Below are 12,456 nucleotides of genomic sequence, written 5' to 3' on the forward strand. Positions count from 1 at the left end.
GGAAGGCCTCGCCCCCGTGATCGTCCAGCACATCGGCGAGACCATCCGCCGGCTCAAGGCCGAAGGATTCACGATTCTGCTCGTGGAGCAGAACTTCCGCTTCGCCTCGCGCGTCGCGGACCGGCACTACGTCATGGAGCATGGCCGCGTCGTCGACATGCTCGCGAACGCCGATCTCGATCGGCACATGGACAAGCTGCACGACTACCTCGGCGTGTAGCGCCACCCCAACCAAGGAGACCCCGATGTTGATCCGACGCTTCGTCATGGTGACCGCGGCGCTCGCCGCGGCCGCGGCCTTCGGCGGGATCACCGCCGTGCCCGCGCAGACCCCGATCTCGGACGGGATCATCAAGATCGGCGTGCTGAACGACCAGTCGAGCCTCTACGCGGACCTCGGCGGCCAGGGCTCGGTCGTCGCCGCGAAGATGGCGGTCGAGGACTTCGGCGCCGAGAAGAAGGGCATGAAGGTCGAGGTCATCTTCGCCGACCATCAGAACAAGCCCGACGTCGGCTCCCAGATCGCGCGCCAGTGGTACGACGCCGAGAAGGTGGACATGATCCTCGACGTCCCGAACTCGGGCGTCGCGCTCGCCGTCAACCAGATCACGCGCGACAAGAAGCGGGCGATGGTCATCTCGTCGGCGGCCTCGTCGGACCTGACCGGCAAGGCGTGCTCGCCGAACACCGTGCACTGGACGTACGACACGTGGGCCCTCGCCAACGGCACCGGCAACGCCCTCGTCAAGCAGGGGGCCGACACCTGGTTCTTCATCACCGCGGACTACGCCTTCGGCCATGCTCTCGAGCGTGACGTCGAGGCCGTGGTGCTCAAGAACGGAGGCAAGGTCCTGGGCAAGGTGCGCCATCCGCTCAACACGCAGGATTTCTCCTCCTTCCTGCTCCAGGCCCAGGCGTCCAAGGCGAAGGTCATCGGGCTGGCCAATGCGGGCGGCGACACCACGAACGCCATCAAGCAGGGCGCCGAGTTCGGCATCGTCAGGGGTGGGCAGAACTTCGCGGGTCTCCTCGTGTTCCTCACCGACGTCCATGCCCTCGGCCTTCAGACCGCGCAGGGACTCGTCTTCACCGAGACATTCTACTGGGACTTGAACGATCGGACGCGCGCCTTTGCCAAGCGGTTCGCCGACCGCAACCGCGGCATCCACCCGACCATGATCCACGCCGGCGTCTACGCGGGTGTCACGCACTACCTCAAGGCGGTAGAGGCCCTCAAGAGCGACGACGGCACCAAGGTCATCGTGAGGATGAAGGAGATCCCGACCGACGACCCGCTCTTCGGCAAGGGCACCATCCGCGTCGATGGGCGGAAGATTCATCCGGCCTATCTGGTCGAGGTCAAGAAGCCCGCGGAATCGAAGGCCCCGTGGGACTATTACAAGATCCGCGCGACCATTCCCGCCGACCAGGCCTTCCGGCCCCTCGACCAGGGCGAGTGCCCGCTGGTCAAGAAGTAGCGTGACTGATGCGTCCCTCTCTCTCTGCCTCGGCAGGGAGAGAGGGGATCCGCGATGAGCAGCATCTTCGGCGTCCCGACCCAGGCCCTGTTCGGCCAGCTCTTGATCGGCCTGATCAACGGCTCCTTCTATGCCCTCCTGAGCCTCGGGCTGTCCGTCATCTTCGGACTGCTCAACATCATCAACTTCGCCCACGGCGCCCTGTACATGATGGGCGCCTTCGTGGCGTACTTCCTCCTGCAGTGGGCGGGGCTCGGCTACTGGTGGGCCCTCCTCGTCTCGCCGATCGTGGTCGGGCTCCTCGGCGTCGTGCTGGAGCGGACCATGCTCAAGCGCCTCTACCATCTCGATCACCTCTACGGGCTCCTCCTGACCTTCGGGCTCGCCCTCATCATCCAGGGACTCTTTCGTAACGAATTCGGATCCTCGGGACTGCCGTACGCCATGCCAGTGCAGCTCGCGGGGGGGCGCAGCCTGGGCTTCATGTTCCTGCCGAACTACCGGGCCTGGGTCATCGTCTTCTCGCTCGGGACGTGCCTGGCCACCTGGTACGTGATCGAGCGGACCAAGCTCGGCTCCTATCTGCGCGCGGCCACCGAGAACCCGGCGCTCGTCCAGGCCTTTGGCATCAATGTGCCGCGGATGATCACCCTCACGTACGGATTCGGAGTGGCCCTGGCCGCTCTGGCCGGAGTGCTGGCCGCACCTATTTATCAGGTGAACCCGCTCATGGGCGCCGATCTCATCATCGTGGTCTTCGCGGTGGTGGTGATCGGGGGCCTGGGCTCGATCATGGGCTCGATCCTGACCGGCTTCGCCCTCGGAATCGTCGAGGGACTCACCAAGGTCTTCTATCCCGAGGCCTCGAACACGGTCATCTTCGTGATCATGGCGCTGGTCCTGCTCGTCAAACCCACCGGGCTCTTCGGGCGGGAGAAGTAGCCGGTGACCACGGCTCAGGAAGTCGCGCCAGCCCTCGAGACGCCCTCCGCCACCGGCCTCCACCAACTCGTCGCCTTCGCCGTCATGGTCGCCTTCTTCGTGGTGGCGCCGTTTTTCATCTACCCGCTCTTCCTCATGAAGGCGCTCTGCTTCGCCCTCTTCGCCTGCGCCTTCAACCTCCTGATCGGCTATGTCGGGCTCCTGTCCTTCGGACATGCCGCCTTCCTCGGCTCCGCCGGCTATATCTCGGCGCACACTGCCAAGGTCTGGGGCTGGCCGCCGGAGCTGGCCATTCTCGCCGGGACAGTGGTGGCGGGGGCTCTCGGCGTCCTGATCGGCGCCCTGGCCATCCGCAGCCGGGGGATCTACTTCGCCAACATCACGCTGGCCCTGGCGCAAATGATCTATTTCTTCTGCCTGCAGGCCCCGTTCACTCACGGCGAGGACGGCATCCAGTCAGTGCCGCGGGGCATGCTGTTTGGCCTTCTCGATCTGCGCAATACCATGACCATGTACTTCGTGGTGCTGGCGGTATTCCTGGCGGGCTTCCTCCTGATCTACCGGACCATCCACTCGCCCTTCGGTCAGGTGCTGAAGGCCATCCGTGAGCATGAGCCGCGGGCGGTCTCCCTCGGCTACACCGCCGAGCAGTACAAGCTCCTCGCCTTCGTGCTGTCCGCCACGCTCTCAGGGCTGGCCGGCGGCACCAAGGCCATCGTCTTTCAGCTCGCCTCGCTCACCGACGTGCACTGGACCATGTCGGGCGAAGTCGTCTTGATGACGCTCCTGGGCGGTCTCGGCACCGTCTTTGGTCCCGTCGTCGGGGCTTTCATCGTGGTCTCGCTCGAGAACTACCTGTCCCAGCTCGGGGCCTGGGTGACCGTGGTGCAGGGGGTGATCTTCGTGCTTTGCGTGCTGACCTTCAGGCGCGGAGTGGTCGGCGAGCTCGCCCGCCTCCTCAAGAAGCCCCTCTAGGCTGCTGAAAAAGGCCCATCTGCTTCGTTGGCGAGGGCGGCGGCACCCGCTCAACGTACAGAGAGTACGCCTCGGGGTGCCGCCGCCCTCGCCGCCTCGCATCTGGACCTTTTTGAGCAGCCTAGTCTAGGCGGCTGAGGCTTGGCAGCGTTCTTCGAATTCGGATAGCATCTTCCGGTACTTGTCCTCGATGGCTCGCTTCTGGCGCTCCCACTGGGCCTCGAAGCGCTGCTGCTCCTTCTGGCGGCATGCCGAGGCGCCCGGGCCTCCCGGACAGCGCCCGAAGGCCTCCCACATGGCCGCGCGATTGGTGTCCTCGGCGCCTTCTATCTCTGAAAGCATCAAGCGCCCGACCACGTTTCGGGCCTGCTGAGGCCGGGCGCAGTCCATCTCGAGCTGGGCCCAGCCGATCGACCAGCCGAGAATGACCCCCACGACCCAGACCACCGAGCGCATGCTCACGTCGCTGCGCCAGAAGGTCCGAAGGTGACTGTAAACCCTTGTCTTGGCTCGCAAAGTCGCTTGACAGCCCCAGTAGGGTCGTTTAGACTCTCGCCACTCCAGCTGCCCCGGCACGGCTAATCCCCCAGGGCCTCGTGCCCGGGACAAGGCTCGGACGATTGTGGAAACTCTCTCCAATGGCGCAGGCGAGTGTCGCTTCACGGATCCCATGTGATCCGGGCGATGTTGCGCGACCACAGACGGCGCGAATGCTGACCCCAGGCCTCGACACCCTTCCGAAGCTCGCCCTGGACAATTCCCAGCGCCTCGCCGCCACCGTGGCCATCCGCGAGAAGGAATTCGGGATCTGGCAGGCCCACACGTGGAAGGACTACGTCGATCACGTGCGACGAATCGCGCTCGGCCTCGCCAGCCTCGGCTTCCGCCGCGGGGACAAGCTCGCCGTCATCGGCGACAACCGCCCCCAGCTCTACTGGACCATGGTGGCGGCTCAGGCCCTGGGCGGCGTGCCCGTGCCCATCTATCAGGACGGGATAGCCGCCGAGATCCACTACGTCATCGATCACTCCGAGTCCCGCATGATCATCTGCGAAGACCAGGAGCAGGTCGACAAGATCCTGGAGATGAAGGACAAGCTGCCATTGGTCGAGGTCATCGTCTACGACGATCCCAAGGGCATGCGGCACTACGACCATCCGTGGCTCGTGAGCCTCGATCAGGTGCAGGCGCGGGGCGTCGAGTTCGCGCGGGACCACCCCGGCCACTGGGACGCGGAAGTGGCCCAAGGGCTCGCCACGGATCTGGCCATCATCAACTACACGTCGGGGACGACGGGGTTCCCCAAGGGCGTCATGATCTCCCACGGCGCCCTCATCGCCACCGCGAGGCATTTCCTCGAGGTCGAGCCCATGACCAGGGGCGACGAGATCATGGCGTACCTGCCCATGGCGTGGATCGGGGACAGCTTCTTCTCCCTGGCCGTCGCCTTCCTCGCCGGGTGCACGGTCAACTGCCCGGAAGACGCCTCCACCGTTCGCCACGACTTCCGCGAGATTGGCCCGACCATGACCTTCGCGCCCCCGCGCATCTGGGAGAACATCCTCTCCCAGGCCCAGGTGCGCATCGAGGACGCCAACTGGCTCCAGCGGCGCCTCGCGAAGTTCTTTCTCCCTCGTGGAATGCTCAAGGCGCGGCTCGAGCTCGAGGGCAAGCCGGTGCCCGCTCAGCTTCGCACCCTGTCCTGGCTCGGGCGCTGGCTCGTCTTCGACCCCCTCCGCGACCAGCTGGGCTTTCGTCGCATCCGCGCGGCCATCACGGGTGGCGCCGCCCTCGGCCCCGACATGATCCAGTTCTTCCGGGCCATCGGCGTCAATCTCAAGCAGCTCTACGGCGCCACCGAGTGCTGCGCGCCGGCCACCCTGCACCGGGACGGTCGGGTCAAGCTCGAGACGGTGGGCTCGCCGCTGCCCGGCGTCGACATCAAGCTCTCCGATCGGGGCGAGGTCCTCATCCGCACCGACGGTCTCTTCGCCGGTTACTACAAGAACCCTGAGCAAACGGCCTCCGCGCTCAAGGACGGGTGGCTCCATACGGGGGATGCCGGCCTTTTCGACCCGGACGGGCAGCTCGTCATCATCGATCGCGTCAAGGACGTGGCCATGCTGCAGGATGGCACGGTGTTCGCCCCGCAGTACATCGAGAACAAGCTCAAGTTCAGCGTCTATATCAAGGAAGCGGTGGCCGTGGGCAATGCGCGACCCTGTATCGCCGCCATGCTCAATATCGACATGGAGGTGGTGGGCAACTGGGCTGAGCGGCGCGGCATCAGCTATTCGGGGTATACCGACCTCGCCCAGAACCCCGCCACCTACGAGCTGATGCACGAGGAGATCCGTCGAGCCAATGACACCCTGGCCCCATCGCAGCGCGTCAAGCGCTTCGCCATCCTGCACAAGGAGCTGGACCCCGACGACGCCGAGATCACGAGAACCAGGAAGCTCCGCCGCGGGTTCATCAATGAAAAGTACGCGTCCATCATCGCCGCTCTCTACGATTCACGCGTCACGGCCGTGTCGATCCGGGCCACCGTGACCTACGAAGACGGGCGGACATCTGAGATGGAAAGGCAAATCCGCATCATGGACCTGGAGGGGGGCTAAGTGCCGGTGACCGCGCAGGAGGAGGAGATCGCGGCTCCCGGACCGGCGGGTGGCGCCGGCCGGGAGCCCCTCCTCCGCGTCGAGGAGATCACCGTCCACTTCGGCGCCGTCCAGGCCTTGAGCGACGTCAGCCTCGACATTCATCGAGGAGAGATCGTCGCCATCATTGGCCCCAACGGGGCGGGAAAGACCACCCTCCTGAACGTGATCAGCGGCTTCTACCATCCTCAGCGAGGCCGCATCGTCTTCGACGGCAAGGATCGAACCCAGCTCAAGCCCTTCGAAGTGGCGGAGCTCGGCATCGCGCGCACCTTCCAGAACGTCGCCCTCTTCAAGGGCATGACGGTGCTGGACAATATCATGACCGGTCGCCTGCTCAAGATGCGGGGGCACTTCCTCCTGGACGCCCTGTACTGGGGCCCGGCCCGGCGGCAGGAGCTCGAGCACCGGGCCGCCGTCGAGCGGGTCATCGACTTCCTGGAGATCCAGGCCATTCGCAAGACGCCGGCGGGCCGGCTGCCCTACGGTCTCCAGAAGCGCGTCGAGCTGGCCCGCGCCCTCGCCGCCGAGCCCCAGCTCTTGCTCCTCGACGAGCCCATGGCCGGGATGAACGTCGAGGAGAAGGAAGACATGTGCCGCTTCGTCCTCGACGTCCACGACGAGTTCGGCACCACCATCGCCCTCATCGAGCACGACATGAGCGTGGTGATGGACATCTCCGATCGCGTGGCCGTGCTGGACTACGGTCGCAAGATCGCCGAGGGCTCTCCCGATGCCGTGCGCACCGACCGCGCCGTCATCGACGCCTATCTCGGGGTCGCCCATGATTGAGCTGCTCCGGGGCGTGCTCGTCGCGCCCTTCGCCGACATGGCGGGCAACCCGACCTTTCTCGCCGAGGTGCTCTTCGGCGGCATCGCGGCCGGGCTCATGTACTCCCTGGTCGCCCTGGGCTTCGTCCTCATCTTCAAGGCCTCGGGCGTGTTCAATTTCGCTCAGGGTGTCATGGTCCTCTTCTCCGCCCTCACCCTGGTGGGGCTGATGGAGAAGGGCGTGCCCGTGCCCATCGCGCTCGCCTTGACCCTCCTGACCATGGTCGCCCTCGCCTTCGCCATCGAGCGGCTCGTCCTCCGCCCCCTCGTCAACCAGGAGCCGATCATCCTGTTCATGGCGACCATCGGGCTCAACTTCTTCCTCGAGGGCTTCGGGGAGATGGCCTGGGGCGCCAACGTCAAGAAGCTCGACATCGGCATCCCCGATACGTCGTTCATCGTCCACGGAGTCCAACTGAACCGGCTCGAGCTCACGGCCGCGCTGACCGCAGCCGTCCTCGTGGGCATACTGGCGATCTTCTTCCAGCGGACCAAGATCGGCCGGGCCCTCCGCGCGGTGGCGGACGACCACGAGGCGGCGCTCAGCATCGGCATCCCGCTCAAGACGATATGGGTCGTGGTCTGGTCGGTGGCGGGGTTGGTGGCGCTGGTGGCGGGCATCATGTGGGGCGCCAAGAGCGGCGTCCAGTTCAGCCTCTCGCTCATCGCGCTCAAGTCGCTGCCCGTTCTCATCCTGGGCGGCTTTACCTCGGTGCCGGGGGCGATTGCCGGCGGCCTCATCATCGGGGTGGGCGAGAAGCTTGGTGAGGTGTACTGGGGACCGCTGGTGGGCGGCGCCATCGAGAACTGGTTCGCCTATGTCCTGGCCCTGGCCTTCCTGCTCGTTCGCCCTCAAGGCCTATTCGGCGAAAGAATTATCGAGCGCGTCTAGCCGTGATCTACAGAGAGACGGGGCAGTTCAAGAGCAGCTACGCGAGCGACCAGGCCATCTTTCCCATCGTCCAGGATCGCGTCCTCGTGCTGCTCGGCGTGGCCGCGGCCTTCGTGGTGCCGCCCCTGATGGCCAACGACTACTGGCTGCAGGCCGTCCTCATCCCGCTCTTGATCTACGCGCTGGCCGCCATCGGTCTGAACCTTCTCACCGGCTATGCGGGGCAGGTGTCGCTCGGCACGGGCGGCTTCATGGCCGTGGGCGCCTACTCGGCGTTCAAGTTCGCCACGAGCTTCCCCCAGCTCAATATCGTCGTCGTCTTCCTGCTCTCCGGCCTCATCGCGGCCGGCGTCGGCCTCGTCTTCGGCGTGCCCAGCTTGCGGATCAAGGGCTTCTATCTGGCCGTGGCCACGCTGGCTGCCCAGTTCTTCCTGGTCTGGCTCTTCAACAAGGTGCCCTGGTTCGTCAACTACGCCGCTTCGGGCACCATCACGGCGCCCGCGCGCACACTCCTCGGGGTGATGGTGACCGGGCCCCAGGCCTCGGCGGAAGCGCGCTACGTGGTGGCCCTGGGGCTCGTGGCCGTCTTCGCCCTCGTGGCCAAGAACCTCGTGCGGGGGCGCGTGGGGCGATCGTGGATGGCCATCCGCGACCGCGACATCGCCGCCGAGATCATCGGGGTGCGCCCCCTGCGCACCAAGCTCCTGGCCTTCGGCATCAGCTCGTTCTACTGTGGCGTGGCCGGCGCGGAGTTCGTGTTCCTCTACCTGGGCAGCGCGGAGACGCTCGCCTTCGACATCAACCTGTCCTTCCTGGTGCTGTTCATGGTCATCATCGGCGGGCTGGGCAGCGTGCTCGGCTCCTTCCTCGGCGCGGGCTTCATCGTCCTCGTGCCGATCTTCCTGACCAATGCCCCCCACCTGGTCGGGCTGCCTCTGCCCGTGGCCTTGCAGAAGCAGATCGAGCTGATGGTCTTCGGGGCCCTGATCGTCTTCTTTCTCATCGTCGAACCCAATGGGCTGGCGCGGCTGTGGCAGATCGCGAAAGAGAAGCTGCGCCTGTGGCCGTTTCCCCACTAGCAAGGAGGATCGCAATGAAGCGAGTGAGAGTGCCAATGATCGGTCTCCTGGCCCTGGCCGTCGTGCTCGGGCCCCTGACCGGCGTCGTGTCCGCGCAGTCGCAGGGGATCTTCATTCCCTTGCTCGTCTACCGGACGGGTCCCTATGCGCCGAGCGGCATCCCCATCGCCAACGGCTTCGTGGACTACTTCTCGCTGCTCAATGAGCGCGATGGCGGCGTCAATGGCGTCAAAATCATCTGGGAGGAGTGCGAGACCCAGTACGACACCAAGCAAGGCGTCGAGTGCTACGAGCGCCTCAAGGGCAAGGGCCCTGTTCTCGTGAACCCGTACAGCACGGGCATCACCTACCAGCTCATTCCGAAAGCTCCCGTCGACAAGGTGGTGGTCTTCTCCATGGGCTACGGCATGACGGCAGCGGCCGACGGGCGCTGGTTCCCCTGGGTCTTCAGCTTCCCCACCACGTACTGGAGCCAGGCCTCGGCGGTCATCCGCTACATGGGCCAGCAGGAAGGCGGGCTGGAGAAGCTCAAGGGCAAGAAGATCGTCCACATCTTTCACAACAGCCCCTACGGCAAAGAAGCGAATCCCACCCTCGAGGATCTGGCCCGGAAGTACGGCTTCGAGCTGACCCTGCTGGCCGTGGATCATCCCGGGCAGGAGCAGAAAGCGACCTGGCTGCAGGTCCGGCGACTCAACCCCGACTGGATCTTCATGTCGGGCTGGGGCGTGATGAATCAGGTCGCGGTGAAGGAAGCCGTGGCCACCGGCATCAAGATGGACCGCTTCATCGGCAACTGGTGGTCGGCAAGCGAGGCCGACGTCGTCCCCGCGGGCGAGGCCGCCAAGGGCTACAAAGGCGCCACCTTCCACGCGCCGGGCACGAACTTCAAGGTTTTCCAGGAGATCGTCAAGCACGTCTATGACAAGGGCAAGGGCGCGGGGAAGAAGGAAGAGATGGGGGCCGCCCTCTACAACCGCGGCATCGTCAATGCGATGCTCTCCGCGGAGGCGATTCGCACGGCCATGGCGAAATACGGCAACAAGGCGCTGACGAGCGAGCAGGTGCGGTGGGGGTTCGAGAACCTCAACCTGACCGAACAGCGGCTCGATCAGATGGGGATGAAGGGCTTCACGCATCCGATCAAGGTGACGTGCGAGGATCACGAGGGTAATGGCCCCGTGCTCATCCAGCAGTGGGACGGCAAGAAGTGGAGCATCGTGTCGGACTGGATCGCGCCCATGCGCGAGGTGGTGCGCCCGAAGCTCGAGGCGGCCGCGGTCGAGGAAGGCAAGAAGCTGAGCTACACGCAGCGCGACTGCGCGAAGGAGAAGTAGCGCCCCTCGTCATGAGCGACATGGCCCGTCCGCTGCTGTCGGTCAACAACATCGAGGTGATCTACGATCACGTCATCCTCGTGTTGAAAGGGGTGTCGCTCGCCGTTCCCGAGGGGGGCATCGTCGCCCTCCTCGGGGCCAATGGCGCGGGCAAGAGCACCACGCTGAAGGCCATCTCGGGCCTGTTGCGGACGGAGAGGGGAGATGTCAGCAAGGGGAGCATCGAGTTCCTGGGCGAGGCCATCAAGCGCAAGGATCCCTCCGAGGTCGTCCGGCGCGGGATCGTGCAGGTGATGGAAGGCCGACATGTCTTCGAGCATTTGACCGTGGAGGAAAACCTTCTCACGGGCGCCTACACGCGCGACGGGCGGTCGCTCAAGCGGGATCTCGAGAGGGTCTACCAGTACTTCCCCCGCCTGCGCGAGCGGCGCGAGGTGCGGGCGGGCTATGTGTCCGGAGGCGAGCAGCAGATGGTGGCCATCGGGCGGGCCCTCATGGCGCACCCCAAGCTCATGCTCCTGGACGAGCCGTCCATGGGCCTGGCCCCCATGCTCGTGCAGGAGATCTTCGACATCGTGAGCCGCTTGAACCGTGAAGAGGGAGTGGCCGTGCTCCTCGCCGAGCAAAACGTCTCCATGGCGCTCCGCTTCGCCGACTACGCGTACGTGATGGAAAATGGCCGGGTCGTGCTCGATGGGGATCGGAAGACCATCAGCGAGAACGAGGACGTCAAGGAGTTCTATCTGGGACTCTCCGGGGTGGGCCAGCGCAAGAGCTACCGGGGCGTCAAGCACTACAGACGGAGGAAGCGCTGGCTCTCATGACCACGGAAGCGGGCGCAGCCGTGCCGTGTCCAGGTCCCCGCGCGGAGGCCGGGACGCTTCGAGCGCCGACTTCGCCGGCGCAACCTGACGGGGGGAGGTTCGGAAGGGGGGCGGAGTCCCCCTCCGAGGATTCATGACCACCCAGATCGAGTTCCGGGACGTGTCGAAGTCCTTCGGCGGCGTGCACGCCGTGACGGGCGTAGGGTTCACAGTGGACAAGGGGCAGATCCTCTCCGTGATCGGGCCCAATGGCGCGGGCAAGACGACCCTCCTCAACTGCGTCAGCGGCTTCTACCACCCGAACCGAGGCTCGATCGTGCTGGAGGGGCGGGACATCACCCATCTGGCGCCCGGCCACATCGCGACCCTGGGGGTGGCCCGCACGTTTCAGAACATCGCCCTGTTCAACGGGATGAGCGTGGTGGACAACCTCATGCTCGGCCGGCACATCCACATGACGAATGGGATCTTCCGGTCCGTGCTCTACTGGGGCCCGGCCCGCCGCGAGGAGGTCGAGCACCGCCGAGCGGTGGAGGACATCATCGACTTCCTGGAGATCCAGGCCATCCGCAAGCAGCCGGTGGCCTCGCTGCCCTACGGGCTCCGGAAGCGGGTGGAGCTGGGGCGCGCGCTCGCCATGCGCCCGAAGGTGCTCCTGCTTGACGAGCCGATGGGGGGGACGAACCACGAGGAGAAGGAGGACATGGCGCGGTTCATCCTCGACGTCAACGACGAGTGGGGCACCACCATCATGCTGATCGAGCACGACATGGGGGTGGTGATGGATATCTCCCAGCGCGTGGTGGTTCTCGACCTGGGCCAGAAGATCGCCGAGGGCACGCCCGCCGAGGTCAAGGCGCACCCGGGGGTGATCAAGGCCTATCTCGGCAGCAAGTCCGTGGCCTGAGAGGAGGCCGGAATGTCCGAGCAGACGCTGCCGCAGTTCCTGGTGCGCAATGCCCGAGAGTTTCCGAAGGACCCCGCCCTCCGGGAGAAGGACCACGGCATCTGGCAGCAGTGGACCTGGGCCGAGTACCTAGTCCACGTGCGGTCGATCGCCCTCGGCCTGGTGAGCCTCGGCTTCGAGCGCGGCGACAAGCTCGCACTCCTGTCGGACAACCGCCCTCAGCTCTATGCCGCCATGGTGGCCGCGCAGGCGGCGGGGGGGGTGCCGGTGCCGCTCTACCAGGAATCCATCGCACGGGAGCTGGAGTTCGTCATCGACCACGCGGATGCGACCATCGTGTATGCCGAGGACCAGGAGCAGGTAGACAAGCTCCTCGATCTCCGGAACAGGCTGCCCAAGGTCAGGAAGGTGATCTACGACGACCCCAAGGGGATGCGCCACTATAGTGATCCCCTCCTCGTGAGCCTCGTCGAGCTGGAGGCGGCCGGGGCCAAGCTCGCGGCGGAGCGGCCCGGCCTCTTCGACGAGCTG

Annotated in this window: 13 protein-coding genes; 12 read left to right on the top strand and 1 reads right to left on the bottom strand. The window is 65.5% G+C overall.

The genetic code is table 11. The annotated features are described in order from the left end of the window. The 4 genes from VGT00_09570 to VGT00_09585 form a co-directional block, all read left to right on the top strand. A partial coding sequence (locus VGT00_09570; protein HEV8531653.1) for an ABC transporter ATP-binding protein occupies window positions 1-220 on the top strand: 220 nt, incomplete at its 5' end. A gap of 25 nt (window positions 221-245) precedes the next feature. Further along, a complete protein-coding gene (locus VGT00_09575; protein ID HEV8531654.1) occupies window positions 246-1,478 on the top strand; it encodes an ABC transporter substrate-binding protein in 1,233 nt (410 codons plus the stop codon). Between the two features lie 54 nt (window positions 1,479-1,532). Continuing rightward, window positions 1,533-2,420, top strand: a complete 888-nt coding sequence (locus VGT00_09580; protein ID HEV8531655.1) for a branched-chain amino acid ABC transporter permease — start codon at window positions 1,533-1,535, stop codon at window positions 2,418-2,420. Between the two features lie 84 nt (window positions 2,421-2,504). After that, complete coding sequence (locus tag VGT00_09585; GenBank protein ID HEV8531656.1) at window positions 2,505-3,395, top strand: branched-chain amino acid ABC transporter permease; 891 nt, start codon at window positions 2,505-2,507, stop codon at window positions 3,393-3,395. A gap of 126 nt (window positions 3,396-3,521) precedes the next feature. Here the strand turns inward: VGT00_09585 and VGT00_09590 are convergent, their stop codons facing one another. Then, a complete protein-coding gene (locus VGT00_09590) occupies window positions 3,522-3,857 on the bottom strand; it encodes a hypothetical protein (protein ID HEV8531657.1) in 336 nt (111 codons plus the stop codon). A 248-nt stretch (window positions 3,858-4,105) separates the two neighbouring features. Between VGT00_09590 and VGT00_09595 the strand changes: the two genes are divergently transcribed. From VGT00_09595 to VGT00_09630, 8 genes are all read left to right on the top strand, one after another. Continuing rightward, complete coding sequence (locus tag VGT00_09595; GenBank protein HEV8531658.1) at window positions 4,106-6,016, top strand: AMP-binding protein; 1,911 nt, start codon at window positions 4,106-4,108, stop codon at window positions 6,014-6,016. 27 nt (window positions 6,017-6,043) lie between these two features. Next, window positions 6,044-6,847 (top strand): ABC transporter ATP-binding protein, encoded by an 804-nt coding sequence (locus tag VGT00_09600; GenBank protein HEV8531659.1) that lies wholly within the window; start codon window positions 6,044-6,046, stop codon window positions 6,845-6,847. A gap of 37 nt (window positions 6,848-6,884) precedes the next feature. Further along, window positions 6,885-7,778: a branched-chain amino acid ABC transporter permease gene (locus VGT00_09605; GenBank protein ID HEV8531660.1), complete on the top strand. Its 894-nt coding sequence runs from the start codon at window positions 6,885-6,887 to the stop codon at window positions 7,776-7,778. Window positions 7,779-7,780: 2 nt separating this feature from the next. After that, complete coding sequence (locus VGT00_09610) at window positions 7,781-8,857, top strand: branched-chain amino acid ABC transporter permease (GenBank protein ID HEV8531661.1); 1,077 nt, start codon at window positions 7,781-7,783, stop codon at window positions 8,855-8,857. A gap of 14 nt (window positions 8,858-8,871) precedes the next feature. Then, window positions 8,872-10,194, top strand: coding sequence for an ABC transporter substrate-binding protein (locus tag VGT00_09615; protein ID HEV8531662.1), 1,323 nt, complete (start codon window positions 8,872-8,874; stop codon window positions 10,192-10,194). A gap of 11 nt (window positions 10,195-10,205) precedes the next feature. Beyond that, complete coding sequence (locus VGT00_09620; protein HEV8531663.1) at window positions 10,206-11,018, top strand: ABC transporter ATP-binding protein; 813 nt, start codon at window positions 10,206-10,208, stop codon at window positions 11,016-11,018. 133 nt (window positions 11,019-11,151) lie between these two features. Then, window positions 11,152-11,925, top strand: a complete 774-nt coding sequence (locus VGT00_09625) for an ABC transporter ATP-binding protein (protein ID HEV8531664.1) — start codon at window positions 11,152-11,154, stop codon at window positions 11,923-11,925. 12 nt (window positions 11,926-11,937) lie between these two features. Next, on the top strand, window positions 11,938-12,456 hold a 519-nt coding region (locus tag VGT00_09630; GenBank protein ID HEV8531665.1), incomplete at its 3' end, for an AMP-binding protein.

Source organism: Candidatus Methylomirabilota bacterium (assembly GCA_036002485.1).
In the GTDB taxonomy this organism is placed as follows: domain Bacteria; phylum Methylomirabilota; class Methylomirabilia; order Rokubacteriales; family CSP1-6; genus AR37.